Source organism: Pseudomonas sp. LBUM1666, from assembly GCF_059695775.1.
In genome coordinates this window covers 5,069,639-5,095,386 of the sequence record NZ_CP166789.1, presented here as the reverse complement: position 1 = coordinate 5,095,386, position 25,748 = coordinate 5,069,639, and the positions used below count along the sequence as shown (strand labels likewise).

At 59.2% G+C, this 25,748-nt stretch carries 26 protein-coding genes; 19 read left to right on the top strand and 7 right to left on the bottom strand.

What is annotated here, in order from left to right:
- The first annotated feature begins 54 nt into the window (after positions 1-54).
- The 4 genes from ACA056_RS23435 to purT all read left to right on the top strand — a co-directional run bounded on the left by ACA056_RS23435 (position 55) and on the right by purT (position 2,801).
- On the top strand, positions 55-579 hold the full coding sequence (locus ACA056_RS23435) for a gamma carbonic anhydrase family protein (protein WP_497268120.1): 525 nt from the start codon (positions 55-57) through the stop codon (positions 577-579).
- On the top strand, positions 576-797 hold the full coding sequence (locus ACA056_RS23430; protein ID WP_497268118.1) for a DUF1289 domain-containing protein: 222 nt from the start codon (positions 576-578) through the stop codon (positions 795-797). Before ACA056_RS23435 ends, ACA056_RS23430 begins: the two co-directional genes overlap by 4 nt.
- A 255-nt stretch (positions 798-1,052) precedes the next feature.
- Positions 1,053-1,520, top strand: a complete 468-nt coding sequence (locus tag ACA056_RS23425; RefSeq protein WP_497268116.1) for a preQ0 transporter — start codon at positions 1,053-1,055, stop codon at positions 1,518-1,520.
- A 99-nt stretch (positions 1,521-1,619) separates the two neighbouring features.
- Positions 1,620-2,801: a formate-dependent phosphoribosylglycinamide formyltransferase gene (gene purT, locus ACA056_RS23420; protein WP_497268114.1), complete on the top strand. Its 1,182-nt coding sequence runs from the start codon at positions 1,620-1,622 to the stop codon at positions 2,799-2,801.
- Positions 2,802-2,920: 119 nt separating this feature from the next.
- Here the strand turns inward: purT and ACA056_RS23415 are convergent, their stop codons facing one another.
- From ACA056_RS23415 to ACA056_RS23405, 3 genes are all read right to left on the bottom strand, one after another.
- Positions 2,921-4,237, bottom strand: a complete 1,317-nt coding sequence (locus ACA056_RS23415) for an MFS transporter (RefSeq protein ID WP_497268112.1) — start codon at positions 4,235-4,237, stop codon at positions 2,921-2,923.
- A gap of 249 nt (positions 4,238-4,486) precedes the next feature.
- Positions 4,487-5,731: a transporter associated domain-containing protein gene (locus ACA056_RS23410; RefSeq protein WP_497268110.1), complete on the bottom strand. Its 1,245-nt coding sequence runs from the start codon at positions 5,729-5,731 to the stop codon at positions 4,487-4,489.
- Positions 5,732-5,743: 12 nt separating this feature from the next.
- A complete protein-coding gene (locus ACA056_RS23405; protein WP_033053429.1) occupies positions 5,744-6,556 on the bottom strand; it encodes a cytochrome C assembly family protein in 813 nt (270 codons plus the stop codon).
- Between the two features lie 210 nt (positions 6,557-6,766).
- On the opposite strand from ACA056_RS23405, the gene ffh reads away from it, so the two are divergent.
- The 11 genes from ffh to ACA056_RS23350 all read left to right on the top strand — a co-directional run bounded on the left by ffh (position 6,767) and on the right by ACA056_RS23350 (position 17,201).
- The gene (gene ffh, locus ACA056_RS23400; protein ID WP_497268108.1) at positions 6,767-8,143 is read left to right on the top strand and encodes a signal recognition particle protein; all 1,377 of its coding nucleotides are present in this window, start codon (positions 6,767-6,769) and stop codon (positions 8,141-8,143) included.
- Positions 8,144-8,393: 250 nt separating this feature from the next.
- Entirely contained in the window at positions 8,394-8,645 is a 252-nt protein-coding gene (rpsP, locus tag ACA056_RS23395; RefSeq protein ID WP_010463010.1) for a 30S ribosomal protein S16, read from the top strand.
- A gap of 5 nt (positions 8,646-8,650) precedes the next feature.
- Positions 8,651-9,187: a ribosome maturation factor RimM gene (gene rimM, locus ACA056_RS23390; RefSeq protein WP_497268106.1), complete on the top strand. Its 537-nt coding sequence runs from the start codon at positions 8,651-8,653 to the stop codon at positions 9,185-9,187.
- Positions 9,169-9,942 (top strand): tRNA (guanosine(37)-N1)-methyltransferase TrmD, encoded by a 774-nt coding sequence (trmD, locus tag ACA056_RS23385; RefSeq protein ID WP_154503229.1) that lies wholly within the window; start codon positions 9,169-9,171, stop codon positions 9,940-9,942. The genes rimM and trmD overlap by 19 nt, the downstream gene beginning before the upstream one ends.
- Before the next feature lie 45 nt (positions 9,943-9,987).
- Positions 9,988-10,338: a 50S ribosomal protein L19 gene (gene rplS, locus ACA056_RS23380; protein ID WP_003175895.1), complete on the top strand. Its 351-nt coding sequence runs from the start codon at positions 9,988-9,990 to the stop codon at positions 10,336-10,338.
- 134 nt (positions 10,339-10,472) lie between these two features.
- Positions 10,473-11,369 carry a site-specific tyrosine recombinase XerD gene (xerD, locus tag ACA056_RS23375; RefSeq protein WP_010462986.1) on the top strand — a complete coding sequence of 299 codons (897 nt, stop codon included), beginning with the start codon at positions 10,473-10,475 and terminating at the stop codon, positions 11,367-11,369.
- A 256-nt stretch (positions 11,370-11,625) separates the two neighbouring features.
- Positions 11,626-12,357 carry a bifunctional protein-disulfide isomerase/oxidoreductase DsbC gene (dsbC, locus tag ACA056_RS23370; RefSeq protein ID WP_497268103.1) on the top strand — a complete coding sequence of 244 codons (732 nt, stop codon included), beginning with the start codon at positions 11,626-11,628 and terminating at the stop codon, positions 12,355-12,357.
- Between the two features lie 134 nt (positions 12,358-12,491).
- Positions 12,492-13,796, top strand: coding sequence for a homoserine dehydrogenase (locus tag ACA056_RS23365; RefSeq protein ID WP_046048339.1), 1,305 nt, complete (start codon positions 12,492-12,494; stop codon positions 13,794-13,796).
- 66 nt (positions 13,797-13,862) lie between these two features.
- Complete coding sequence (gene thrC, locus ACA056_RS23360) at positions 13,863-15,272, top strand: threonine synthase (protein WP_076029878.1); 1,410 nt, start codon at positions 13,863-13,865, stop codon at positions 15,270-15,272.
- A gap of 120 nt (positions 15,273-15,392) precedes the next feature.
- Positions 15,393-16,751 carry a transporter substrate-binding domain-containing protein gene (locus tag ACA056_RS23355; protein WP_497268100.1) on the top strand — a complete coding sequence of 453 codons (1,359 nt, stop codon included), beginning with the start codon at positions 15,393-15,395 and terminating at the stop codon, positions 16,749-16,751.
- Between the two features lie 162 nt (positions 16,752-16,913).
- Positions 16,914-17,201, top strand: coding sequence for a DUF3509 domain-containing protein (locus ACA056_RS23350; protein WP_033056390.1), 288 nt, complete (start codon positions 16,914-16,916; stop codon positions 17,199-17,201).
- Between the two features lie 170 nt (positions 17,202-17,371).
- Here ACA056_RS23350 and ACA056_RS23345 read toward each other — a convergent pair whose 3' ends face one another.
- Entirely contained in the window at positions 17,372-18,367 is a 996-nt protein-coding gene (locus ACA056_RS23345; protein WP_497268098.1) for a TIGR02285 family protein, read from the bottom strand.
- The gene (locus ACA056_RS23340; RefSeq protein WP_497268096.1) at positions 18,294-19,493 is read right to left on the bottom strand and encodes a CaiB/BaiF CoA transferase family protein; all 1,200 of its coding nucleotides are present in this window, start codon (positions 19,491-19,493) and stop codon (positions 18,294-18,296) included. The genes ACA056_RS23345 and ACA056_RS23340 overlap by 74 nt, the downstream gene beginning before the upstream one ends.
- A 147-nt stretch (positions 19,494-19,640) precedes the next feature.
- Between ACA056_RS23340 and ACA056_RS23335 the strand changes: the two genes are divergently transcribed.
- The 3 genes from ACA056_RS23335 to ACA056_RS23325 all read left to right on the top strand — a co-directional run bounded on the left by ACA056_RS23335 (position 19,641) and on the right by ACA056_RS23325 (position 23,265).
- A complete protein-coding gene (locus ACA056_RS23335; RefSeq protein WP_007897614.1) occupies positions 19,641-20,183 on the top strand; it encodes a YaeQ family protein in 543 nt (180 codons plus the stop codon).
- A gap of 66 nt (positions 20,184-20,249) precedes the next feature.
- The gene (gene recJ, locus ACA056_RS23330; protein WP_134101866.1) at positions 20,250-21,959 is read left to right on the top strand and encodes a single-stranded-DNA-specific exonuclease RecJ; all 1,710 of its coding nucleotides are present in this window, start codon (positions 20,250-20,252) and stop codon (positions 21,957-21,959) included.
- A gap of 199 nt (positions 21,960-22,158) precedes the next feature.
- Entirely contained in the window at positions 22,159-23,265 is a 1,107-nt protein-coding gene (locus ACA056_RS23325; RefSeq protein WP_497268093.1) for an NADH:flavin oxidoreductase/NADH oxidase, read from the top strand.
- Between the two features lie 63 nt (positions 23,266-23,328).
- On the opposite strand, the gene ACA056_RS23320 is transcribed toward ACA056_RS23325, so the two are convergent.
- A complete protein-coding gene (locus ACA056_RS23320) occupies positions 23,329-24,954 on the bottom strand; it encodes a glucan biosynthesis protein D (protein WP_497268091.1) in 1,626 nt (541 codons plus the stop codon).
- Positions 24,955-25,345: 391 nt separating this feature from the next.
- Between ACA056_RS23320 and ACA056_RS23315 the strand changes: the two genes are divergently transcribed.
- A complete protein-coding gene (locus tag ACA056_RS23315; RefSeq protein ID WP_008151642.1) occupies positions 25,346-25,531 on the top strand; it encodes a hypothetical protein in 186 nt (61 codons plus the stop codon).
- A 10-nt stretch (positions 25,532-25,541) separates the two neighbouring features.
- Here the strand turns inward: ACA056_RS23315 and ACA056_RS23310 are convergent, their stop codons facing one another.
- The gene (locus ACA056_RS23310; RefSeq protein ID WP_497268089.1) at positions 25,542-25,745 is read right to left on the bottom strand and encodes a hypothetical protein; all 204 of its coding nucleotides are present in this window, start codon (positions 25,743-25,745) and stop codon (positions 25,542-25,544) included.
- Positions 25,746-25,748: the final 3 nt, after the last annotated feature.

Here is a 25,748-nt window from a genome sequence, read left to right as displayed (position 1 = left end):
TGGCGTGAACCCCGCTCTTTGCAAGTGAGCCAGCCTGGCCTTGAGGACAATAAGATGAAATATCGCTTGGGCGACGCCCGCGTCGAAACCCATCCGCAGAGCTGGGTCGCACCCAATGCCGTGCTGGTGGGTAAGGTCAGGCTGGAAGAGGGCGCCAACGTCTGGTTCAACGCTGTGCTGCGTGGCGACAACGAACTGATCCTGATCGGCAAGAACAGCAACGTCCAGGACGGCACGGTGATGCACACCGACATGGGTTACCCGCTGACCATCGGCACCGGCGTGACCATCGGCCATAACGCCATGCTTCATGGCTGCACGGTGGGTGATTACAGCTTGATCGGGATTAACGCGGTGATCCTCAACGGCGCGAAAATCGGCAAGAACTGCATCATCGGCGCCAACTCACTGATCGGTGAGGGCAAGGTGATTCCAGACGGTTCGCTGGTCATGGGCTCGCCGGGCAAAGTGGTTCGTGAGCTGACCGAACCGCAAAAGAAAATGCTGGAGGCCAGCGCTGCGCACTATGTGCACAACTCGCAGCGTTATGCCCGCGATCTGGCTGAGCAGGAAGAATGAACGCCACCGAACGACCGGTGCTATCGCCCTGCGTGAATATTTGTGCGCTGGATGAGGATGATATCTGCACCGGGTGTCAGCGCACGGTCGAGGAGATTACGCGCTGGAGCCGGATGGACAACGAAGAGCGCCGCAAGGTGTTGGGGTTGTGTCATGAGCGGGCCAAATCGAGTGGTCTGCTCTGGATGTTGCCTTCGAAATCCACCCCCTCACCCTAACCCTCTCCCCGAGGGGCGAGGGGACTGACCAGGTCGTTCTTTTGAGCTACATCGACCTGAAATATCGAGTCGGACTCAGGTTTTGAAACGTCCCCGATCGGCTCCCTTTCCCCCTCTCCCCCGTGGGGAGAGGGCCGGGGTGAGGGGTGGCTCCTGAATCCAGCAAAAAACTCGAACGACCACCACCCCTTCCTTGGTCCACCCCCACCCCCTGAAGTAACCTGTGCGCCAAATTGACAGGTATCCCGCCACCCCATGCTCTTCCTGATCGCTTACATCAGCAGCGTCGTGCTGATCAACTTCGCCTTTTCCACCGCTCCGCACCTGGACATCATCTGGTCGGCCTGGGGTGGTTTGGTGTTCGTTTTACGCGACATGGTGCAAACCCGTTTCGGCCATGGCGCGATCGCGGCGATGCTGGCAGCGCTGGTGTTGTCATACGTGACATCCGATCCCTCCATCGCGCTGGCCAGCGCCACTGCGTTCGCGGTGTCCGAATGCATCGATTGGCTGGTGTTCAGCATCACCAAGCGTCCCTTGCACGACCGCCTGTGGATAAGTTCGGCCCTGAGTATTCCCCTCGATACCTTCATCTTCTTCGGCATGATCGATGTGTTCACTCCAGGCGTGATCCTCACCGCCTTGGGCTCGAAGTTCGCCGGCGTGACCATTGTGTGGATCGCAATGGCCTGGCGTCTGCGCAAGAACGCGATTCCCGGTTAAAGCCAAACCCCTCGGTTCATGTAAAATGCCGCGCTTTCTCCCCATGGGAAGCGCGCCAGGCGCAGCTACCCTCGATGATCCGCTTCTTGAGGACCTGAGATGACCCGTATCGGAACTCCATTGTCGCCAACCGCGACCCGCGTATTGCTGTGTGGCTGTGGCGAGTTGGGCAAGGAAGTGGTGATCGAGCTGCAACGCCTGGGCGTTGAAGTGATTGCCGTGGATCGCTACGCCAATGCGCCTGCCATGCAGGTTGCCCATCGCAGCCATGTGATCAACATGCTCGACGGCGCCGCCTTGCGTGCGGTGATCGAAGCCGAAAAGCCGCATTTCATCGTGCCGGAAATCGAAGCTATTGCCACCGCGACCCTCGTGGAGCTGGAAGCCGAAGGCTTCACCGTGATCCCGACCGCTCGCGCCGCGCAGCTGACTATGAACCGCGAAGGCATCCGTCGCCTGGCCGCCGAAGAGCTGGACCTGCCGACCTCGCCGTACCACTTCGCCGACACCTTTGAGGATTACAGCAAGGCTGTCGAAGACCTCGGCTTCCCATGTGTGGTTAAACCGGTGATGAGCTCGTCGGGCAAAGGCCAGAGCCTGCTGCGTAGCGTCGATGACGTGCGCAAAGCCTGGGATTACGCTCAAGAAGGCGGCCGGGCCGGTAAAGGCCGCGTGATCGTCGAAGGCTTTATCGATTTCGACTACGAAATCACCCTGTTGACCGTGCGTCACGTTGGCGGCACTACGTTCTGCGCGCCAGTCGGCCACCGTCAGGAGAAGGGCGACTATCAGGAATCCTGGCAGCCACAAGCCATGAGCCCGATTGCCCTGGCCGAATCCGAACGCGTTGCCAAAGCCGTCACTGAAGCCTTGGGTGGCCGTGGTCTGTTTGGCGTTGAGCTGTTCATCAAAGGTGATCAGGTCTGGTTCAGCGAAGTCTCGCCGCGTCCACATGACACGGGTCTGGTGACGTTGATTTCCCAGGACCTGTCGCAGTTCGCGCTGCACGCACGGGCGATTTTGGGCCTGCCGATTCCATTGATCCGTCAGTTCGGCCCATCGGCTTCGGCGGTGATTCTGGTGGAAGGGCAGTCGACTCAGACGGCGTTCGCCAATCTCGGTGCTGCGTTGATCGAGCCGGATACGGCGTTGCGTCTGTTCGGCAAGCCTGAGGTCAATGGCCAGCGTCGGATGGGTGTGGCGTTGGCGCGGGATGAGTCGATTGACGCTGCTCGTGCTAAAGCAACCCGCGCTTCTCAAGCTGTTGTTGTAGAGCTTTAACCGCGGCGCGGCATTCGCGAGCAGGCTCGCTCCCACATTTAATCGCATTCTTTCTGTTAGAACGCGGTCCCCTGTGGGAGCGAGCTTGCTCCGGGCGGCGATCCGACGAAGCTTTTTCTTCAGGCAACCCGATTCAGATCGTTATCGCGCGTCTCCTTCAGGCACAGCACAGCAATCAAACTCAGCACCGCCGCCCCCGACACATACCCGCCGACATAACTCAAACCACCCATCGCCACCAGTTTCTGTGCGAAGAACGGCGCCGCCGAGGCCCCGACAATGCCGCCCAGGTTGTAGGCCGCCGATGCACCGGTATAGCGAACGTGAGTTGGAAACAGCTCCGGCAGCAGCGCGCCCATCGGCGCAAACGTCACGCCCATCAGAAACAGCTCGATGCACAGGAACAGCGCCACGCCCCAGGTCGAACCTTGGGTCAACAGCGGTTCCATCAGGAAGCCGGACAGAATCGCCAGCACACCGCCGATGATCAGCACCGGTTTGCGCCCGTATCGATCGCTGGCCCAAGCCGACAGCGGCGTAGCGGCGGCCATGAACAGCACGGCGAAGCACAGCAGCGCGAGGAAGGTTTCGCGGGTGTAGCCGAGCGTCGATACGCCATAGCTCAGCGAAAACACCGTCGAGATATAGAACAGCGCGTAGCACACCACCATCGCCCCGGCACCCAGCAACATCGGCGCCCAGTATTGGCTGAACAGCTCGACCAGCGGGATTTTTACCCGCTCCTGGCGAGCCATTGCGTTGGCAAACACTGGAGTTTCGTGAAGCTTGAGGCGCACGTACAGACCGACCATCACCAGCGCGGCACTGAGCAGGAACGGAATCCGCCAGCCCCACGAGCGGAACTGCTCATCGTTCAGGGTCATTGCCAGCGTCAGAAACAGGCCGTTGGCTGCGAGGAAGCCAATCGAGGGGCCGAGCTGCGGGAACATGCCGAACCAGGCGCGTTTGCCCTTCGGCGCATTCTCCGTCGCCAGCAACGCCGCGCCGCCCCATTCGCCGCCCAGCCCCAGGCCTTGGCCGAAGCGCAGCACGCAGAGCAGGATCGGCGCCCAGGCCCCGATGCTGTCGTAACCCGGTAGCACGCCGATCAGCGTGGTGCATACGCCCATCAGCAGCAGCGAGGCAACCAGTGTCGATTTGCGCCCGATACGGTCACCGAAGTGGCCGAAAAGCGCCGATCCCAGTGGTCGAGCCAGGAAGGCGATGCCGAAGGTGAGAAACGCCGACAGCATCTGGGCCGTGCCGGAGGTCTGCGGAAAGAATACCGGACCGATCACCAGCGCAGCGGCAGTGGCATAGACGTAGAAGTCGTAGAACTCGATGGCGGTGCCGATGAAGCTCGCGGTCGCCACGCGGGTGGCTGAGTTCGTCGGTTGCGCAGGCGCGGTGTCGTTATAAGTCGTGCTGGTCGTCATGCGGTTATCCCTGACAGTCATGTGCCCCAGTGGAGCGAATTATTATGGTCGAACACCCAGGGATGTGGGAGTGAGGCGCGGCCGCTGTTCAAGGTAGGAACAGTCGTCGGTGTGGTGCGGATATTGCCGATGGTCTGGCCGGACCTGCTGCGTGCGGGGTAAGCACGTGGTTCGGCGGGGGCTTGGGTAAGCGGCTCGATTGTAGAAAGGCGGCTAACGATTCAACAAGGGCAAAAAGATCGCAGCGATCTATCGGGCTGGTACAACCGCTGGGGCCGAACTTGTATGCCAGATCAGTACGCGACTGACGCGATTGTCTTCAGTCTCCAGAATCTCCAGCCGATAACGCCCGATCTTCAGGCATACCGCACTGTCCGGAATCGTCTCCAGCGCCTCGGTCACCAACCCGTTGAGGGTTTTCGGACCGTCGCTCGGCAAGTGCCAGCCCAGGCTCTTGTTCAATTCGCGAATCGACGCCGCACCTTCGATCACCAGGCGGCCATCGGCCTGTGGATGGATGTGCGGGTTATCCAGGCTGTGCTGGCTTTCGAACTCGCCGACGATTTCTTCGAGAATGTCTTCCAGGGTCACGACACCGAGCACTTCGCCGTACTCGTCGACCACCATGCCCAGGCGTCGCTGTTGTTTGTGGAAATTCAACAGCTGCAGTTGCAACGGGGTGCTTTCCGGCACGAAGTAGGGGGCGTGACAGGCTGCCAGCAATGCCTCTCGGGTCAGGCTGGCGTCGGACAGCAGATGGCGGATCTGCCGGGTATTGAGTACCGCCTCGACCTGGTTGATGTCGCTGTGGAAAACCGGCAAGCGTGTGCGTTTATTGGCGCGAAGCTGCTCGATGATGTCTGAGAGGGAGTCGTCCAGATTGACCCCGTCGACGTCACTGCGCGGCACCAGAATGTCGTTGACCGTGATGTTGTCCAGCGCATGGATGCCTGACAGCGGATGTGGGCGGCAGACGGCGTGTTCGTGATCGTCGTGCCGATCGTTCGGCACCTCATCTTCGCTCTGCTGCACCACGTTGACTTTGCGGGCGAACGGTCGCATCAGCAGCTGGCTTATGCCATTGAGCAACCAGGCGGCGGGATAGATGATTTTCAGTGGTGCGCCAAGCAAGGTATTGCCCAGGGCCAGGACGGCGTCCGGATAACGGACGGCGAGGGTGCGCGGCAGGTAGTCGGCGAACACCAGAAGCACGGCGCCAGCCCCCAGGCAGGCCACCCATGGACCGTTTTCCGCCCAAGTGAAAATCGCCAGCAAGGTGCTGATGACCACGACCAGTGCGCGGCACAGAGTGTTGCAGAGGATCAGGCTATTGAGCGAAAAGCTCAGCTTTGCCACCGGCTTGTCGCTTGAACGCGAAGCGGTCCGCTGGGCGAGCAAGTACTGTTGCGCAGCTTCGATGGCGGTAAACAGCCCCGACCATAAAATCAGCAGGGCCACTACCGCGAGCATCGGCCCTATGGGCAAGTCGTCCATTAATGCCGCCCGTCAGATATGCAGGATGTATTCACGAACCAGCTTACTGCCGAAATAGGCCAGCATCAGCAGGCAGAAACCGGCGAGGGTCCAGCGAATGGCCTTGTGTCCGCGCCAGCCGAGACGGTTACGGCCCCAGAGCAGCACGCTGAAGACGATCCAGGCCAGGCAGGCCAGCAAGGTTTTGTGCACCAGATGCTGGGCGAACAGGTTGTCGACGAACAGCCAGCCGGAGATCAGTGATAGCGACAGCAGGGTCCAGCCGGCCCAGAGGAAACCGAACAGCAGGCTTTCCATGGTTTGCAGCGGCGGGAAGTTCTTGATCAGGCCGGACGGGTGCTTGTGCTTGAGCTGATGGTCCTGAACCAGCAGCAGCAACGCTTGGAACACCGCGATGGTGAACATGCCGTAGGCGAGGATCGACAGCAGGATGTGGGCGAGGATGCCCGGTTCTTCGTCGATGATCTGTACCGTGCCGGCGGGGGCGAACTGTGCGAGCAGCACGGTGGCGGCGCCGAGCGGGAACAGCAATATAAGCAGGTTTTCCACCGGGATCCGTGAGCAGGCCAGCAGGGTCAAGGCAATGACCGCAGCGGCAATCAGGCTGGCGGCGCTGAAGAAATCCAGGCCCAGGCCAATCGGTGTCAGCAGGTGGGTGAACAGGCTGGCGCTATGAGCCAGCACGGCGAGCACGCCGAGCGTGACCAGCAGGCGTTTGTTCGCCTTGGCGCCGGTGGCCAGACGAGTGCCCTGATAGAGGGTCGCAGCGGCATATAAGCAGGCGGCGGCGAGGGTAGCTAGCAAACTGGGTGACAAGGGGAGCATAAATCCTGTTAGGCAAGCCCGAAAGGCGCTGAGTTTGGCATAGAACCCCCGCAGCACGAAAGACCATGCAACCTGACGACGAGGTGTCCGCCAGACGCAGTCTTCGCTATAATCCGCGACCTGCCCACGCCGCAGGCTCGCCGAGCACATGTTTATTCCGGTCTGGGCCGCCATTATCCCGGTCTACACAGGGCCTGAAAGGATCGCGCAATGTTTGAAAACTTAACCGACCGTCTCTCGCAGACGCTGCGCCATGTCACCGGCAAGGCCAAGCTGACCGAGGACAACATCAAAGACACCCTGCGTGAAGTGCGCATGGCGTTGCTCGAAGCTGACGTCGCCTTGCCGGTGGTGAAAGACTTCGTCAATTCGGTCAAGGAACGCGCCGTCGGCGCCGAGGTGTCGCGCAGCCTGACGCCGGGCCAGGCCTTCGTGAAGATCGTCCAGGCCGAACTCGAAAGCCTGATGGGCGCGGCCAACGAAGACTTGAACCTGAGCGCCGTTCCTCCGGCAGTCGTGCTGATGGCCGGTTTGCAGGGTGCGGGTAAAACCACCACCGCCGGCAAACTCGCGCGCTTCCTTAAAGAGCGCAAGAAGAAGTCGGTCATGGTCGTGTCTGCGGACGTTTACCGTCCGGCGGCGATCAAACAGCTGGAAATGCTCGCGGGTGAAGTCGGCGTAACCTTCTTCCCGTCCGACCTGAGCCAGAAGCCGGTCGACATCGCGCAAGCGGCTATTAAAGAAGCAAAACTGAAATTCATCGACGTGGTCATCGTCGATACCGCCGGTCGCCTGCACATCGATGAAGAGATGATGGGCGAGATCAAGGCGCTGCATGCTGCGATCAACCCGGTCGAAACGCTGTTCGTGGTCGACGCCATGACCGGTCAGGACGCCGCCAACACGGCCAAGGCCTTTGGCGACGCGCTGCCGCTAACCGGTGTGATCCTGACCAAGGTCGACGGCGACGCCCGTGGCGGTGCTGCACTGTCGGTGCGCGCCATCACCGGCAAGCCGATCAAGTTCATCGGTATGGGCGAGAAGAGCGACGCGCTCGAGCCGTTCCATCCTGAGCGTATTGCTTCACGCATCCTCGGTATGGGCGACGTGCTCAGTCTGATCGAGCAGGCCGAACAGACCCTCGACAAGGACAAGGCCGACAAACTGGCCAAGAAGCTGAAGAAGGGCAAGGGCTTCGACCTCGAAGACTTCCGCGATCAGCTGCAACAGATGAAAAACATGGGCGGCCTCGGCGGCCTCATGGACAAACTGCCAAATATCGGCGGCATGAACCTGGCGCAGATGGGCAACGCCCAGGGCGCGGCAGAGAAACAATTCAAGCAGATGGAAGCCATCATCAATTCCATGACCCCGGCCGAGCGCCGCGACCCTGAGCTGATCAGCGGTTCGCGCAAACGCCGGATCGCCATGGGTTCCGGCACTCAGGTGCAGGACATCGGTCGCTTGATCAAGCAGCACAAGCAGATGCAGAAGATGATGAAGAAGTTCTCCGCGAAAGGCGGAATGGCCAAAATGATGCGCGGCATGGGCGGTATGTTGCCCGGCGGCGGCATGCCGAGAATGTAAAGAATCCGCGTCGGCAGCGATGTCGACGCAGCCCCACATGGACGTGGGATCTCCAGCAAACCCGCACTTGGCGGGAGCTGACTGGCCGTTTTCAACGACGGCTCTATAGCAAATCTTGATGGCGACTGAAAGGCCGCCGGAAAAAGACATTTGCAAAAGTCCGGATATTCCTTAGAATATGCGGCCTTTCGGGCACCTATGCCCGCTGTGCCTTTAGATTTGCAGCACCGACTACAGGAACGATGTTCACATGCTAACAATCCGTCTTGCCCTTGGCGGCTCCAAAAAGCGCCCGTTTTACCACTTGACCGTAACCGACAGCCGCAACCCGCGCGACGGTTCGCACAAGGAACAGGTTGGTTTCTTCAACCCTGTTGCTCGTGGTCAAGAAGTCCGTCTGTCCGTGAACCAAGAGCGCGTAGCCTACTGGCTGAGCGTTGGTGCACAACCTTCTGAGCGTGTTGCTCAGTTGTTGAAGGATGCATCTAAGGCTGCGGCCTGAGCAATATGAACGCGACGCCAGCCATTGCTGATGATTTGATCGTTATCGGCAAGATTTATTCTGTTCATGGCGTTCGCGGCGAAGTGAAGGTTTACTCCTTTACTGATCCGACTGAAAACCTGTTGCAGTACAAAACCTGGACGCTCAAGCGCGAAGGCAATGTGAAACAGGTCGAGCTGGTCAGCGGACGCGGGAACGACAAGTTCCTGGTCGCAAAGCTCAAGGGTCTTGATGATCGTGAAGAAGCGCGTCTTCTGGCCGGTTATGAGATCTGCGTGCCGCGCAACCTGTTCCCTGAATTGACCGACGGCGAGTACTACTGGTACCAGCTGGAAGGTCTGAAGGTTATTGATCAACTCGGGCAATTGCTCGGGAAAATCGATCATCTTCTGGAAACCGGCGCCAATGATGTAATGGTGATCAAGCCTTGCGCTGGCAGCCTGGATGATCGCGAACGCCTGTTGCCCTATACGGAGCAATGCGTGTTGGCCGTCGACCTTGCCGCAGGCGAGATGAAGGTGGAATGGGATGCGGACTTCTAAGCGTGGCTAACTTGCGCGTAGAAGTGATCAGTTTGTTTCCCGAGATGTTCTCCGCCATCAGCGAGTACGGCATCACCAGTCGTGCGGTGAAACAGGGGCTCTTGCAGCTCACCTGTTGGAATCCGCGAGACTACACGACGGATCGACATCACACTGTGGACGATCGCCCATTTGGCGGTGGTCCGGGCATGGTGATGAAGATCAAGCCCCTGGAAGATGCGTTGGTTCAGGCCAAGGCAGCAGCCGGGGAGGCGGCGAAGGTAATTTACCTGTCCCCCCAAGGCCGTCAACTGACTCAGTCGGCGGTACGCGAGTTGGCGAATCTGGATGCATTGATCCTGATTGCCGGCCGCTATGAAGGCATTGACGAGCGTTTTATAGAGGCTCATGTCGATGAAGAGTGGTCGATTGGCGACTATGTACTGTCTGGCGGCGAGCTGCCGGCGATGGTCCTGATCGATGCGGTTACACGACTGCTGCCTGGAGCTTTAGGGCATGCGGACTCCGCCGAGGAAGATTCCTTTACGGATGGTTTGCTGGATTGCCCGCACTACACCCGACCGGAGGTGTATGCGGATCAGCGTGTTCCCGACGTGTTGCTAAGTGGCAATCACGCGCATATCCGGCGTTGGCGTTTACAGCAGTCCCTTGGTAGGACCTTTGAACGACGCGCCGATCTTCTGGAAAGCCGCTCGCTTTCTGGAGAAGAGAAGAAGCTGCTCGAGGAATACATCCGCGAGCGGGACGATAGTTAACAACGTATCGATGGTAGATCCGACGATTTACCTTAGGAGCACAGCATGACTAACAAAATCATCCTTGCACTCGAAGCAGAGCAGATGACCAAAGAGATCCCTACCTTTGCCCCGGGCGACACCATTGTCGTTCAGGTGAAAGTGAAGGAAGGCGACCGTTCGCGTCTGCAAGCGTTCGAAGGTGTTGTTATCGCCAAGCGTAACCGCGGCGTAAACAGTGCTTTCACCGTTCGTAAAATCTCCAACGGTGTTGGCGTAGAGCGTACTTTCCAGACCTACAGCCCGCAAATCGACAGCATGGCCGTTAAACGTCGCGGTGACGTACGTAAAGCCAAGCTGTACTACCTGCGTGACCTGTCCGGTAAAGCAGCTCGCATCAAGGAAAAACTGGCTTAAGTCCAGCTTCCGATGCAGAAAAAAGCAGCCTACGGGCTGCTTTTTTGTTGCCTGCGATTTATGCGTGCAATGGTTCCGCAGGCGGACGCGCTATGAAAGACTGTCCAGTCGTAACTTGTCTTGCCTGAGCCTTTATGCCCGCCATCGATCACCCACTGATAGACCAATTCCTCGACGCTCTGTGGCTGGAGAAAGGTCTTTCCGATAACACCCGCGATGCCTATCGCAGCGACCTGGCCCTGTTCAACGGCTGGCTGCAGGAGAAAGGCCTGGAGTTGATCAATGCCGGCCGCGAATTGATCCTCGATCACTTGGCCTGGCGTCTGGAGCAAAACTACAAACCCCGCTCGACGGCGCGATTTCTCTCCGGTGTGCGTGGCTTCTATCGCTATTTGCTGCGGGAAAAGCTGATTGCCGTCGATCCGACCTTGCGTGTCGATATGCCGCAGTTGGGTCGGCCGCTGCCTAAATCCTTGTCGGAAGCGGATGTGGAGGCCTTGTTAAAAGCCCCCGACCTGAGCGAAGCCATCGGCCAGCGCGACCGCGCCATGCTCGAAGTGCTTTATGCCTGCGGCTTGCGTGTGACGGAACTGATCAGCCTGACGCTGGAGCAGGTCAATCTGCGCCAAGGCGTGCTGCGAGTGATGGGCAAGGGCAGCAAGGAGCGGCTGGTGCCGATGGGCGAGGAGGCGATTGTCTGGGTCGAGCGTTACATGCGCGATGGCCGCCAGGAGCTGCTTGGCGGGCGTCCCAGCGATGTCATGTTCCCCAGCCAGCGCGGCGAGCAGATGACTCGGCAGACCTTCTGGCATCGCATCAAGCACCAGGCCAAGGTTGCCGGGATCGGCAAGTCGCTGTCGCCGCACACCTTGCGCCATGCCTTCGCCACCCACTTGCTCAACCACGGCGCCGACCTGCGGGTAGTGCAAATGCTGCTCGGCCACAGCGATCTGTCGACCACACAGATCTACACTCATGTCGCCCGCGCACGCTTGCAGGACCTGCACGCCAAACACCACCCGCGCGGCTAGCGCAAACCCTGTGGGAGCGAGCTTGCTCGCGATGAGGCCAGCACATCCAATTTTAATGGCGCCTGACACACCGCTATCGCGAGCAAGCTCGCTCCCACAGAAAAGCTGACGGCGTCATCAATGTCCTGCGTCACCCGCATTCGGCCACAGGGGCCTTATGTGGTAGGCTTTGCCGGTTTGCACGATGGGCGTTTATGACCCGGTGTTTCGGCACGGGCGTTCTGATCGTCCCATTTGTCCGCCTTCAGGAGTTCTCATGCGTCTGACCCATATTTTCGCCGCCGCAGCCATTGCGTTGGTCAGCACCTTTGCCGTCGCCGATGACGCGGCCGACAAAGCGATTCGTAAAAGCCTGGAAAACCTCCAGCTCGAAGTGCCGGTAGAAAGCATCTCCGCCAGTCCGCTGCCGGGCCTGTACGAAGTCAAGCTACAAGGTAGCCGCGTGCTCTACGCCAGCGCCGATGGCCAATACGTGGTGCAGGGCTACATGTTCCAGCTCAAGGACGGCAAGCCGATCAACCTGACCGAGAAGACCGAACGTCTGGGCGTGTCCAAATTGGTCAACGCCATTCCAGTGGCGGAAACCGTGGTCTACCCGGCGATCGGCGAAACCAAATCGCACATCACTGTATTCACCGACACCACCTGCCCGTATTGCCACAAGCTGCACGCCGAAGTGCCTGAGCTGAACAAACGCGGCATCGAAGTGCGTTACGTCGCGTTCCCGCGCCAGGGCCTTGGCTCGCCGGGTGACGAACAGCTGCAAGCGGTCTGGTGCTCGAAAGACAAGAAAGCCGCCATGGACAAGATGGTCGACGGCAAGGAAATCAAGGCCGCCAAGTGCGATAACCCGGTTGCCAAACAGTTCGCCCTCGGTCAGTCGATCGGCGTGAACGGTACACCGGCCATCGTTTTGGCCGACGGCCAGGTCATTCCGGGCTACCAGCCTGCGCCACAAGTCGCCAAACTGGCGCTGGGCGCGAAGTAAATTCGCATCGTCACGGTCAGCCATTGACGATCATGGTTCGGCGTTAGCATTCGCCGAGCCATTAATAGAGAACCGCGAGTATGCGGTTGTTTTCACGGCCGGCCTTGAGTCGGCCGTTTTATGGGGAGTTCACAGTGAAACCGGTCAAAGTAGGCATCTGTGGGTTAGGGACCGTCGGTGGCGGTACCTTCAACGTACTTCAGCGTAACGCCGAGGAAATTGCTCGTCGTGCCGGGCGTGGAATCGAAGTGGCACAAATTGCCATGCGCACGCCAAAGCCTCAGTTCCAGACGACCGGTATTGCGATTACCAACGATGTCTTCGAAGTGGCCACGAACCCTGAGATCGACATCGTCATAGAGCTGATGGGCGGCTACACCGTTGCCCGCGAGCTGGTACTCAAAGCGATCGAGAACGGAAAACATGTTGTGACCGCGAACAAGGCGTTGATCGCCGTTCACGGTAATGAAATTTTCGCCAAGGCCCGGGAGAAGGGCGTGATTGTGGCGTTCGAAGCCGCCGTGGCCGGTGGCATTCCGGTGATCAAGGCGATCCGTGAAGGCCTGTCGGCCAACCGCATCAACTGGGTCGCCGGCATCATCAACGGCACCGGCAACTTCATCCTCACCGAAATGCGTGAGAAGGGTCGCACTTTCGAAGACGTACTCGCCGAGGCGCAAGCCCTGGGTTACGCCGAGGCCGATCCGACCTTCGACGTTGAAGGCATCGACGCGGCCCACAAGCTGACGATCCTGGCGTCCATCGCGTTCGGTATTCCGCTGCAGTTCGACAAGGCCTACACCGAAGGCATCACCAAGCTGACCACCGCTGACGTGAACTACGCCGAAGCGCTGGGCTATCGCATCAAGCACCTGGGCGTGGCGCGCAGCACCGCGGCCGGTATCGAACTGCGCGTACACCCGACGCTGATCCCGGCCGATCGCCTGATCGCCAACGTCAACGGCGTGATGAACGCGGTGATGGTCAACGGTGATGCCGCCGGTTCGACCCTGTTCTACGGCGCTGGCGCTGGCATGGAGCCGACCGCTTCGTCGGTGATCGCCGACCTGGTGGACGTGGTTCGCGCCATGACTTCCGACCCGGAAAACCGCGTACCGCACCTGGCCTTTCAGCCGGATTCGCTGTCGGCCCACCCGATCCTGCCGATCGAGGCCTGCGAAAGCTCCTATTACCTGCGCATCCAGGCCAAGGACCATCCGGGCGTGTTGGCGCAGGTGGCGAGCATCCTGTCGGAGCGCGGCATCAACATCGAATCGATCATGCAGAAGGAAGTCGAAGAACACGACGGCCTGGTGCCGATGATCCTGCTGACTCACCGCGTGCTGGAACAGCACATGAACGACGCGATCGCCGCCCTGGAAGCCTTGGCGGGTGTAGTCGGTCCGGTCGTACGGATCCGCGTCGAGCACCTGAACTAAGCCGTTATCGTTCACCGGGCTCGCCTGCGAGCCCGGGTTTGCGAACACTGTCTATTGGAGCCAGTCATGCGTTATATCAGTACCCGCGGCCAGGCACCGGCCCTGAATTTCGAAGACGTCCTGCTGGCCGGTCTGGCCACGGACGGTGGTCTGTACGTCCCGGAAAACCTGCCACGTTTCACCCAGGAAGAAATCGCTTCCTGGGCCGGCCTGCCGTATCACGAGTTGGCCTTTCGGGTGATGCGCCCGTTCGTGACCGGCAGCATTCCCGATGCCGATTTCAAAAAGATTCTTGAAGAAACGTATGGCGTGTTTTCCCACAACGCCGTGGCACCATTGCGTCAGCTGAACGGCAACGAGTGGGTGCTGGAGCTGTTCCACGGCCCGACCCTCGCGTTCAAAGACTTCGCCTTGCAGCTGCTTGGTCGCCTGCTCGACTACGTGCTGGAAAAACGTGGTGAGCGCGTAGTGATTGTCGGCGCCACCTCCGGCGACACCGGTTCGGCCGCCATCGAAGGCTGCAAGCACTGCGAAAACGTCGACATCTTCATCCTGCACCCGCACAACCGTGTGTCCGAAGTGCAGCGTCGCCAGATGACTACCATCTTCGGCGAGAACATCCATAACATCGCCATCGAAGGCAACTTCGATGACTGCCAGGAAATGGTCAAGGCCAGCTTCGCTGACCAGAGCTTCCTCAAAGGCACCCGTCTGGTCGCCGTGAACTCGATCAACTGGGCGCGGATCATGGCCCAGATCGTTTACTACTTCCACGCAGCCTTGCAGTTGGGCGGCCCGGCGCGTTCGGTGTCGTTCTCGGTGCCGACCGGCAACTTCGGCGACATTTTCGCCGGTTACCTGGCGCGCAACATGGGCCTGCCGATCAACCAGTTGATCGTCGCCACCAACCGCAACGACATCCTGCACCGTTTCATGAGCGGCAATCAGTACGTCAAGGACACGCTGCACGCCACGCTGTCGCCGTCGATGGACATCATGGTGTCGTCGAACTTCGAACGCCTGCTGTTCGACCTGCACGGTCGCAACGGCGCAGCGATTGCCGGGCTGATGGATACCTTCAAACAAGGTGGCGGTTTCAGCGTCGAACAGGAACGTTGGACCGAAGCCCGCAAGCTGTTCGATTCGCTGGCCGTGGATGACGCTCAAACCTGCGAAACCATTGCCGAAGTTTTTGAGCAAACCGGCGAACTGCTGGATCCGCACACTGCCATCGGCGTGAAGGCGGCGCGCGAGTGCCGTCGCAGCCTGGATATCCCGATGGTGATCCTCGGTACGGCGCATCCGGTCAAATTCCCGGACGCAGTGGAAAAAGCTGGCGTAGGAAAAGCGCTCGAACTACCTGCACATCTTTCTGATTTGTTTGAGCGAGATGAGCGCTGCACCGTGCTGCCAAATGACCTGAAAGCCGTCCAGGCCTTTGTCAGCAAGCATGGCAACCGCGGCAAGCCTCTGTAACCAATTAAAACTGTCACATTTTGAAGCCCGTCTCCTGACGGGCTTTCTCATTTCTGCATGCCACACTTGTCGGGTTTTCGCCTAAGAAGGACGGGCGAGTTGATTACGAAGGAAGTGGTAATGCTGTTTTTCAGAGGGTTAAAACCAGCCACGTGCTGGATGTTTTTTTTAGTCGGCACCCTGGGCTTTGCTCAATGGGTGAGCGCGTCGCAATTGGCGGCGACCGATTCCAAAGGATCGGTTGCTGGCCAAAGGATCGACCTGAATGCTCAGGAGTTGAAATGGATTGCCGAGCATTCGAAAGTCATCGTCGCATCGGTGCAATACCCGCTGTACCTGTTCAAGGATGAGCACGGCCAATGGAACGGCTTGAACAATGATCTGCTCAACCGCATCAGCGCGATGACGGGATTGCAGTTTGTTCACGAAGAGTCGTTTTCCACCGATCAGTTGCTCGGGCGACTGGAAAGTGGCGCAGCGGACATGAGCACGACGCTGGCAATGAGTGACGAACGCAAGATGTTTCTGGATTTCAGTCATGCGTTCGGTGGCGCTGGCTGGGTGTTCGTCGGGCGGGCCGGGGCGCCAGAGGTGCAGTCTCTGGAGCAGCTGTCGGGAAGGGTTCTGGTGTTGCCGACCCGGCATGCACTGGAAGCCACGATTCGCCGCGACTATCCGGACATCGACCTGCGCTCGGTTAAAACCTATGCGGAGGCCCGGGCGCTGGTCGAGAGCGGTGAGGCCTATGCCACCATCGAAAACGAAACCGGAGCACAACTCTATCCGTCCGGGCAGCTCAAGGTCGGGTATACGGTCGAGGGCAAATGGGAGGCGGACCACCTGGCCGTACGCAAAGGTCAGCCTCAGCTGTCGAGCATCCTCAACAAGGCGCTTGAAGCGCTTGATCCTGCTGAATTGCGCGCCATTCGCCTGAAATGGCTCAATGGGATTGCCCCGGTCAAGGTGCCCGGCGTCTGGCACCGACTCGCCGAGTGGGGCTGCTGGGGAATGTTTATCGTCAGTCTGTTCGGCCTGTTGTCCCTGCTCTGGAACCGACGGCTCACGGTATTGATCCAGCAACGCCTGGATGCCGAGAAAAGTCTGAGTGATCAGCTCGCCTTCCAGCATGCGTTGATGGACGCCATGCCCGATCCGATGTTTGTTCGTGATCTGGAGGGGCGTTTGATCATGTGCAACAAAAGTTATGAAGAGAGCTTGTCGACCCGTTTCGACCAGGTTCAGGGACGACAGCTGATTGAACTGGAGGTCATGCCCAAAGAGACCGCCGAACTGCTGCATGCAGAGTTCATGGCCCAGCTCGGTACGCGCAAGACCCGCTTCAGTGAGCGTCAATTGATGTTCAAGAACGGCGTCAGGCATGTCTATCAGTGGACGGTGCCGTTTTACAGTGCCGACGGACAATTGCGGGGCCTGCTGGGTGGATGGACCGATATCGGCAAGCGCAAGCAGCAGGCATGACGCGGCTGTTTTTTATCTGTCATCTTGGCCGTGCATGCTCTATTGACCAGAGGCGCAGGTTCCCCAGCAGTCGGTATCCAGAACTTTCTTCTCGAGCCCGTGGTCATTTACTGTAGGCACGCCCCAGGCACTTTGTTTTCGGACTATTGAGTGGTGATCGAGATGGAAAGTATCAGTCTATTGCTCGGTGAAGCTCTGAGCCCGTATCAGGTAACGTTGACCCCGTCGGGAACCCATGGCGAATGCCTGGTGACACTGAAAAATGCGACCGGCGCTATCGTGGTCGAGCGGGCGTTCAATCAGGCCCAGTTGACCAGCAAACGTCTGCTGACGGATGTCGTCGACGGATTGCATCGCGACGTGCTGATCGCCGAAGGCAGGCTGGAGCCCTGCGTCATCGCGGCGTTGCGTAATGCTGCTCAGGACAAAATCCTGGCCAACCGAAATTGAATTGTTTTTTGTGGGAACCTTCCTGCGTTTAGGTCAGTCAGACCATGTAACAGCAGGATCAAGCATTGTGCTCCGGTGCTTGTAGCTTGCTGCCACTGGTCTTTATGTAGGCCACGTTTAACCCCGAGTCGTCTCCCCACTTCTCGGGGTTTCTTTTTGCCTGCGATTTGTCATTGCTCGCTCTGCTGCAGGAAAAATGCCCGGCTGGCTTCCAGGTAGTCGCTGCGACTTTCGGGGTCCAGCCAGGTGGCGTATGCCTCGCTCAAGTGAGCGTGGGGCAGGGTGCGCAGCAGTTGGTTGATCTCGATGATCGCCTGCCGGCCCTGGGGGGTGTCGGTACAGCCAATGTAACCGGACAGGTATTTGCCCGTGCCGCGAATCGGGTAGAACTGCAATTCATCCTCCGCGATCCCTTGCTGCTGGGCCTGGTAGCGGATCTCCGAGCGGTAACCCAACAGCATCCGCAAGCGCCCCAGGCGTTGCATTTGCAACAGGCTGCCCAAGGCATCGTTACCGTAGTGGAGGGTCAGTGAGTTGGCTGGCGCTTGTTTGAGCAGCGCGTCGAGATATTCGCCGTAGTTGCGCTCGGCAATAATGCCCAGTTTCTCGCGGCCACTGGCCAGCAGGGCCGCCAGGTCCACTTCGCCATCCTTGATAAAGGGCGCCAGCACCTCCCGATCAACGCGCCGCACTGCCAGGCCATTACTCATGGCCCGAAAGACCGGGATGGAAAACGCGATCCAGTCATCGCGCTCCTTGCTCCAATTCAGCGCCGCATCGCACGTGAGGGATGGCTCGTGGAGCATTTGCAAGCCGCGAGCGCGATTGACTCGCATCAGGGCATGTTCGTATTGCGGCATGCGGGCGATCAGCAGCGGTAACAGTTGATCGATGACTCCCTGGCCCTTTTTCGATCCTTCGAAAATCATCAGAGGTGGAAGGTCTCGCAATAACCAGACCAGGGTTTCCTTCGGTTGCGCCAACGTTGGCTGAGCCTGGCCGGCGAGCAACAGGAAAAACGCGAACGCGCACAATACTCGTCCGCCGCACGTCAGGCAGTGGTCGATGGGCCGCGCAAGCAGGCGCCTCAGCTTAGATGGCCCCATCTTCACGCAGCTTTGCGATCTGTTCCTTGTCGTAACCAAGATCGTTGAGTACCTGCGCATTGTGTTCGCCCAACTGCGGCCCGACCCATTCCGAAGTGCCGGGTGTCTCAGAGAGTTTCGGCACGATTCCCGGCATCTTGAAATCTTTGCCGTCCGGCAACTTGGCCTTCAGGAACATTTCCCGGGCCAGGTACTGCGGATCACTGAACATATCTTCCGCACTGAAGATCCGGCTGGCCGGTACGTCGGCCTGATTCAACTGCTCGATGATGGTGTCCAGCGGCAGCGAGTTGACCCAGCGATCAATCACCCCATAAATCTCGTCGCGACGGCTATCGCGTCCGTCGTTGCTCGCCAACGCAGGGTCATTGGCCAGGTCCTCGCGACCAATGATCAGCATGAAGCGTTTGAAGATCGCATCACCATTGGCGCCGATCTGCACATGTTTGCCGTCGGCACTGGTGTGGATCGAGGAGGGCGTGATGCCCGGCATGATGTTGCCCGTGCGCTCGCGGATGAAGCCGAACACGTCGAACTCGGGGACCATGCTTTCCATCATGGCGAAAATCGCTTCATACAGCGCCACATCCACCACTTGGCCGAGGCCACCGTTGACCTCGCGATGACGCAACGCCATCAGCGCACCGATCACGCCCCAGAGCGCGGCAATCGAGTCGCCAATGGAGATCCCGGTGCGCACCGGTGGTCGGTCTTCGAACCCTGTGATGTAGCGCAAGCCGCCCATGGATTCACCGACCGCGCCAAAGCCTGGCTGATCTTTCATCGGCCCGGTCTGACCGAAACCCGAGAGGCGCACCATCACCAGTTTCGGGTTCAGTGCGTGCAAGACTTCCCAACTCAAACCGAGTTTTTCCAACACGCCAGGGCGAAAGTTCTCGATCAGTATGTCCGCCTCGCTGAGCAGTTTTTTCAGGATCGCCAGGCCGTCGGGGTGTTTGAGGTTCAGGGTCAGGGACTTCTTGTTGCGCGCCTGGACGAACCACCACAGCGAGGTGCCTTCATACAGTTTTCGCCATTTGCGCAACGGATCGCCGCCATCGGGGGACTCGATTTTGATCACCTCGGCACCGAACTCGCCGCAAATGCGCGAGGCAAACGGCCCGGCGATCAGCGTACCCAATTCAATGACTTTCAGACCTGAGAGCGGTTTTCCGGTGAGCGGCATACTGGATCCTGTAGGACAAAGGCTGAGCGAATACAGGGTTTTAACATAGCCGAACGTCAGACGACCAAGGTTGATCGCCTTCAATTCGTGGATTGCCTACCGCATCGGTTAGACTTGCCGCCTTTCCCCGTATCAAGAAGCCCGTTCATGGCCCAGCCGTCCACGACCTACAAGTTTGAACTGAACCTTACCGACCTCGATCGCAGCGTGTACGAGAGCGTGAAGCAGACCATCGCCCGTCACCCTTCGGAAACCGAAGAACGCATGACCGTGCGGCTGCTGGCCTACGCCTTCTGGTACAACGAGCAGCTGTCGTTCGGTCGCGGTCTGTCAGACGTGGACGAACCTGCCCTGTGGGAAAAGAGCCTGGACGACCGCGTTCTGCACTGGATCGAAGTCGGCCAGCCAGACGCCGATCGCCTGACCTGGTGCTCGCGTCGCACCGAGCGCACCAGCTTGCTGGCTTACGGCAGCCTGCGCGTCTGGGAGACCAAAGTGATCCCGGCGATCAAAAATCTGAAAAACGTGCACATCGCTGCTGTTCCTCAGGAAGTGCTGGAAACCCTGGCCAAGGACATGCCCCGCGTTATCAAGTGGGACGTGATGATCAGCGAAGGGACGATTTTCGTCACCGACGACCGTGGTCAGCATGAAGTCCAGTTGCAGTGGTTGAGCGGCGAACGCGGCTGATTATTCGCCGCTGGTCAGCGTTACCCGCTTTTATCCTACGTATTCAAGAGAAGCACCTGTCACCCCATGCGCATCGAACCTCGCCTGTTGCCCGACACCCTGCCATTCCTCGGTGATCTGCCGCCGCTGCTGACCCGTCTGTACGCGGCGCGGGGCGTGCTGTCCGAGGCTGAACTGGACAAGAGCCTGGCGCGGTTGATTCCATTCCAGCAACTCAAAGGCATCGATGCAGCGGTGGATTTGCTGGTGACGGCGCTCGAGCAGCGTCAGCGGATTCTGATCGTCGGTGACTTCGACGCTGATGGCGCGACGGCCAGCACCGTGGGCATGTTGGGCTTGCGCCTGCTGGGCGCGGCGCACGTCGACTACTTGGTGCCGAACCGGTTCGAGTATGGCTACGGCCTGACGCCGGAAATCGTCGAAGTGGCGCTGACCCGTACACCCCAGTTGCTGATCACTGTGGACAACGGTATCTCCAGCGTTGAAGGCGTGGCAGCGGCGAAAAAGGCCGGGCTCCAAGTGCTGGTCACCGACCACCACTTGCCCGGTGACGAGTTGCCGTTGGCCGATGCCATCGTCAATCCGAACCAGCCGGGTTGCGAGTTTCCGAGCAAGGCGCTGGCCGGCGTCGGGGTGATTTTCTATGTGCTGATGGCCCTGCGTGCGCGTTTGCGCAGCCTCGGTTGGTACGAGAGCAAGCCGCAGCCGAACATCGGCGAGTTGCTGGACCTTGTGGCCTTGGGCAGCGTCGCCGACGTGGTACCGCTGGATGCCAACAACCGGATTCTGGTGCACCAAGGCCTGGAGCGGATTCGCGCCGGGCGTGCTCGGCCGGGGATCAAGGCGATCCTCGAAGTCGCCAAACGTGACCACACGCGCATCACCTCTACCGACCTGGGTTTCATTGTCGGCCCACGTCTGAACGCGGCTGGGCGACTGGATGACATGAGCCTGGGCATCGAATGCCTGCTCACCGAAGACGCCGGTCTGGCGCGTGAAATGGCCGCTCAACTCGACGGCATGAACCAGGACCGTAAATCCATTGAGCAGGGCATGCAGCGTGAAGCGCTGGCTCAACTGAAGGATTTGCCGGTCGAGTCGATGCCGTTCGGCTTGTGCCTGTTCGATCCCGAGTGGCACCAGGGTGTCATCGGAATTCTCGCATCGCGTATGAAAGAACGCTATTTCCGCCCGACCATTGCCTTTGCCGATGCCGGCGATGGCTTGCTCAAGGGCTCGGGGCGTTCGGTTCAGGGTTTTCATATTCGCGACGCGTTGAGCGTGGTGGCGGCGCAGCATCCGAATCTGATCAGCAAATACGGCGGCCATGCGATGGCCGCCGGCCTGACGCTGCCGGAAGCGAATTTTCCGTTGTTCGCCGAAGCCTTTGACGCGGAAGTGCGTAGGCAATTACGCGAAGAAGACCTGACCGGGCGATTGCTGTCAGACGGCACGTTGGCGGTCGAGGAATTCCACCTGGAACTGGCCCGCGCCCTGCGTCATGCCGGACCTTGGGGGCAGCACTTCCCGGAGCCGCTGTTCCACGGCGTGTTCCAGTTGGTCGAGCAGCGGGTGGTCGGCGAGCGGCACCTCAAAGTGGTGCTGAAGAGTGAATGTGGTTCGGTAAAACTGGATGGCATTGCCTTCGGAATTGACCGCGACATCTGGCCGAATCCGACCATCAAATGGGTGGAATTAGCCTACAAACTCGACCTCAACGAGTTTCGTGGCAACGAGACGGTGCAGTTGATGATTGCCCACATCGAACCGCGTTGATGGGACCTTCTGGCACCCAGTCCATCTGAACCCTCCACCATCCCCCGTTGTCGACTAGTCTCTAAGCACTGCTTGATAATCCTTGTGACGTCTTGTCGAATTTTTTGCCCGCGGGGGCGGGTGCTGCACCTTTTTCCTGTCACTCGTCGACTTTTCAAACAGAACCCTGGAGCCTGCCCACTGATTCGAGAGGTGCCCCATGAGTCTGCTGCTTGAACCCTATACCCTTCGCCAATTGACCCTGCTCAACCGCATTGCGGTGTCGCCGATGTGCCAGTACTCCAGCGTTGATGGACTGGCCAATGACTGGCACCTGGTCCACCTCGGCAGCCGCGCTGTCGGCGGCGCCGGTCTGGTGTTTACCGAAGCCACGGCGGTCACGGCCGACGGGCGCATCACCGCCGAGGACCTCGGCCTGTGGAACGATGAACAGATCGAACCGTTGCAACGCATCACTCGCTTCATTGCGGCGCAAGGCGCTGTGGCCGGCATTCAGTTGGCTCACGCCGGGCGTAAGGCCAGCACCCATCGGCCGTGGATCGGCAAACATGGCAGCGTCAAACCCGAAGATGGTGGCTGGGTTCCGGTGGGCCCTTCGCCGATTGCTTTCGACCCGCAGCACACACATCCCAAGCAGCTCGATGAAGGCGAGATCGCTGAGGTCATTCAGGCCTTTGTCGCTTCGGCCCAGCGAGCACTGACCGCCGGTTTCAAAGTGGTGGAAATACACGCCGCCCACGGTTACCTGTTGCATCAGTTTCTTTCGCCCCTGAGCAATCAGCGGCGCGATCAATATGGTGGTTCGTTCGAGAATCGCATTCGGCTGGTGCTGCAAGTCACCGAAGCGGTGCGGGCGGTGTGGCCTGAAGAGCTCCCGCTGTTCGTGCGGGTGTCAGCCACCGATTGGGTGGAAGACGGCTGGAATCCGGATGAAACCGTGGAGCTGGCGCGACGCCTCCACGCGTTGGGCGTAGACCTGATTGACGTCTCGTCGGGCGGTACGGCGGCCAACGCCGAGATTCCTACAGGTCCCGGTTATCAGACCCGCTTCGCTGAACGTGTGCGCAAAGAGTCAGGTATTGCCACCGGCACGGTAGGAATGATCACCGAGCCGGCACAGGCCGAGCACATTCTGCGCACCTGCCAGGCTGACATCATCTTCCTTGCCCGTGAGCTGTTGCGTGATCCGTACTGGCCGCTGCATGCCGATGATGACCTGGGTGGACGCAAGGCCATCTGGCCAGCGCAGTATCAGCGGGCCACCCATCGTGAACAGCCGATTCATGAGTCGGATTTACGCGACTGATTGACGCTGTAAAACCAAAAAGCCCCGGTCGAGTTGACCGGGGCTTTTGCGTTTCTACAGCTGTCAGGTGTATTTGCGCTTCTCAGGTGCGGGCGGGAAATACTGGTACAACCAGGTCTCACTCAACGTCCGGTCATTGGTGCGAATGAACAACCGCAGCTCCACCGGCGCCACGCTATCATTGGTCGGGTACCAGTCAAAGGTAATGCGGTAACCCTTGATGTCATCCAGCACCAGCACGTTGAAATCCTTGACCTGCCCATTCGAGCACGTGACCACCGGCTCGATCCCCGCGCCTTCAGGCAAGCGGTCCAGACCGCCGCCCGTGAAGTCCACGGCAAACCGTCGAGCCCAAACCTCCGGGTAATGTTCGCCAGGCGCCCAGCCTTCGATGAAGCCGCCCATGCCCGAACGAGTGGCGTTGACCCGCGCCAGCGGCGTGCCGACCGGTGGCAGTGCGCTCCAGTACAGCTTGTAGCCGTAGTTCAGGGAGTCGCCGGCCGCGACCGGCTTCTTCGGGGTCCAGAACGCGACGATGTTATCGAGGGTTTCACCGGTTGTAGGAATTTCCATCAGATCAATAGAGCCTTCGCCCCACGCGGTCGTAGGTTCTACCCACAGGCTCGGACGCTTGCTGTACCAGTCGACGGTGTCTTGATAACTGTCGAACTCATGATCGGTCTGCACCAGACCGAAACCTTTCGGGTCGGTGTCGGCGAAGGCATTGAATTGCAGGGTGGCCGGGTTGTTCAGCGGGCGGCAGATCCACTCGCCGTTGCCGCGCCACATGGCCAGGCGATCCGAGTCGTGGATTTGCGGGTGAATCGTGTCGCACATGCGTCGTTCATGGGTGCCGCAGCTGAACATGCTGGTCATCGGCGCGATGCCCAGTTGTTCGATCGCGGTACGTGCGTTGATGTGGGCATCGATGCCCATGACGACCTGGCTGGCCTGACAATCGATGTCGAAACGGTAGGCACCGGTGGCGCTCGGCGAGTCCAGCAGGGCGTAGACCACGAAGCGGGTGCTGTCCTTGTCCGGGGTCTCGAACCAGAACTTGGTGAAGTCCGGGAATTCTTCACGTTTCTTGGCATAGGTATCGATCGCCAGACCGCGTGCTGACAGACCGTACTGGCCTGAGGCATCGACCGCACGGAAATAGCTGGCGCCGAGGAAGGACAGCACGTCGTGCTGGTGCAGCTCCGGGGCCTTGAACAGCTTGAACCCGGAAAACCCCAGGTCGCCCGTGAGCTGTTTGGTGTCGACCGTGGTTTTTTCATAGTTGAACAGGGAAGGGCGGAAATGCACCTCTCGCGCCTGACGCGTCTTGGTGTCGACGCTGTACATGCGCACCGGTTGTTTGAAACCCATGCCCACGTGGAAGAACTGCACATCCAGCTGACCGTTCAAATCATTCCACAGCGAATGGTTGCCGTCGTAGCGGATCGCATTGAAGTTTTGCGGGGTCATGGTCGCCAGGGTCGGCGGCAACACCTGCTTGGTGTCCTGATAGCGGTTGCCAGCGAGCTGCTTGGCCTGGATCTTCAGCGCTTCGAAGTCGAACGCCTGAGCCTCGCCATCCGCCGCGCCGGTACCGGCCCAGGCCCGCGCAGCCAGGAGGCCGGTGGCTGATAATCCGGTGTAGGCAGCGATGGCCATGGATGCTTTGAGCAAATTCCTGCGGTGCATAAGTTCAACCTGTCGTGAACAATCCCGCGCCGTTCCTGGCACGTGCTGGATCAAAAATAAAGGTTCGGACATGCCTTCGGCCAAACGCAACGGACATTAAACAGATAACAAATAGCTTAAACCGTTCGGTCGCGTAGAAAAAATGATTGGTAGCACTTTGGCTTCTTGGCAATGAAACAAGAAATGTCGGTTAAGTTTTCTGACAGTGCTTTCTGATTTATAGGGCATTTCTGCTTTTTTTGACTAATTACTCTAAAAATCGCTTTTCACCGCCGCGATAGTTCCTATTCTGTGTTCATGACCGACCTCTGCCCTTCAGGCCGGCGACTACAAAAAGGAGAGGGCGATGCGGTTTTTGAAGTTTTCTCGGGCTTATAGAAGGACATCGTCCATGACGAAAGTACAAGGCATCACCCAGTTGCTGGGAATCCTTCCTTGCCTGACCACTGTGCGCCGAAGGCGTCGGGTCAGCTCGGACGAGATGAAGTTGTTGGAGCGTTATCGGGAGCTGTCGGAAAGCGACCAGATTGCGATGCGGTATCTGGTGGATGCGATGAGGAGTGTTTCGCGGTTTTGACCGAGGATGGTTACCGTGAAGGCCATTTGGCTTTTACGGTGGCCAGGCGGGTCAGCTTGCCAGCATCGGCGTCGATGATGCTTTCGTGGATTGCTTGGCGACGAGCCGCGATACTTTTTTGCTCGATGGTTTGTTGCAGATACTTGTCTGAAAAGGCGCTATCACTTGGAATCACTTCAGTGACGCTTTGGCTGGTGATGCGCGGTTTGCTCATGGC

Excerpts from the sequence above, each read along its gene's own strand:
- rplS (WP_003175895.1), top strand. The coding sequence starts at position 9,988 with ATGACTAACAAAATCATCCTTGCACTCGAAGCAGAGCAGATGACCAAA.
- ACA056_RS23415 (WP_497268112.1), bottom strand. The coding sequence starts at position 4,237 with ATGACGACCAGCACGACTTATAACGACACCGCGCCTGCGCAACCGACG.
- ACA056_RS23340 (WP_497268096.1), bottom strand. The coding sequence starts at position 19,493 with ATGCCGCTCACCGGAAAACCGCTCTCAGGTCTGAAAGTCATTGAATTG.
- ACA056_RS23345 (WP_497268098.1), bottom strand. The coding sequence starts at position 18,367 with ATGCGCAGGTACTCAACGATCTTGGTTACGACAAGGAACAGATCGCAA.
- xerD (WP_010462986.1), top strand. The coding sequence starts at position 10,473 with ATGCCCGCCATCGATCACCCACTGATAGACCAATTCCTCGACGCTCTG.
- ffh (WP_497268108.1), top strand. The coding sequence starts at position 6,767 with ATGTTTGAAAACTTAACCGACCGTCTCTCGCAGACGCTGCGCCATGTC.
- ACA056_RS23325 (WP_497268093.1), top strand. The coding sequence starts at position 22,159 with ATGAGTCTGCTGCTTGAACCCTATACCCTTCGCCAATTGACCCTGCTC.
- ACA056_RS23315 (WP_008151642.1), top strand. The coding sequence starts at position 25,346 with ATGACGAAAGTACAAGGCATCACCCAGTTGCTGGGAATCCTTCCTTGC.
- thrC (WP_076029878.1), top strand. The coding sequence starts at position 13,863 with ATGCGTTATATCAGTACCCGCGGCCAGGCACCGGCCCTGAATTTCGAA.
- rpsP (WP_010463010.1), top strand. The coding sequence starts at position 8,394 with ATGCTAACAATCCGTCTTGCCCTTGGCGGCTCCAAAAAGCGCCCGTTT.
- ACA056_RS23310 (WP_497268089.1), bottom strand. The coding sequence starts at position 25,745 with ATGAGCAAACCGCGCATCACCAGCCAAAGCGTCACTGAAGTGATTCCA.
- ACA056_RS23320 (WP_497268091.1), bottom strand. The coding sequence starts at position 24,954 with ATGCACCGCAGGAATTTGCTCAAAGCATCCATGGCCATCGCTGCCTAC.
- trmD (WP_154503229.1), top strand. The coding sequence starts at position 9,169 with ATGGGATGCGGACTTCTAAGCGTGGCTAACTTGCGCGTAGAAGTGATC.
- dsbC (WP_497268103.1), top strand. The coding sequence starts at position 11,626 with ATGCGTCTGACCCATATTTTCGCCGCCGCAGCCATTGCGTTGGTCAGC.
- ACA056_RS23430 (WP_497268118.1), top strand. The coding sequence starts at position 576 with ATGAACGCCACCGAACGACCGGTGCTATCGCCCTGCGTGAATATTTGT.
- ACA056_RS23350 (WP_033056390.1), top strand. The coding sequence starts at position 16,914 with ATGGAAAGTATCAGTCTATTGCTCGGTGAAGCTCTGAGCCCGTATCAG.
- ACA056_RS23405 (WP_033053429.1), bottom strand. The coding sequence starts at position 6,556 with ATGCTCCCCTTGTCACCCAGTTTGCTAGCTACCCTCGCCGCCGCCTGC.
- purT (WP_497268114.1), top strand. The coding sequence starts at position 1,620 with ATGACCCGTATCGGAACTCCATTGTCGCCAACCGCGACCCGCGTATTG.
- ACA056_RS23410 (WP_497268110.1), bottom strand. The coding sequence starts at position 5,731 with ATGGACGACTTGCCCATAGGGCCGATGCTCGCGGTAGTGGCCCTGCTG.
- rimM (WP_497268106.1), top strand. The coding sequence starts at position 8,651 with ATGAACGCGACGCCAGCCATTGCTGATGATTTGATCGTTATCGGCAAG.
- ACA056_RS23425 (WP_497268116.1), top strand. The coding sequence starts at position 1,053 with ATGCTCTTCCTGATCGCTTACATCAGCAGCGTCGTGCTGATCAACTTC.
- ACA056_RS23355 (WP_497268100.1), top strand. The coding sequence starts at position 15,393 with ATGCTGTTTTTCAGAGGGTTAAAACCAGCCACGTGCTGGATGTTTTTT.
- ACA056_RS23335 (WP_007897614.1), top strand. The coding sequence starts at position 19,641 with ATGGCCCAGCCGTCCACGACCTACAAGTTTGAACTGAACCTTACCGAC.
- recJ (WP_134101866.1), top strand. The coding sequence starts at position 20,250 with ATGCGCATCGAACCTCGCCTGTTGCCCGACACCCTGCCATTCCTCGGT.
- ACA056_RS23435 (WP_497268120.1), top strand. The coding sequence starts at position 55 with ATGAAATATCGCTTGGGCGACGCCCGCGTCGAAACCCATCCGCAGAGC.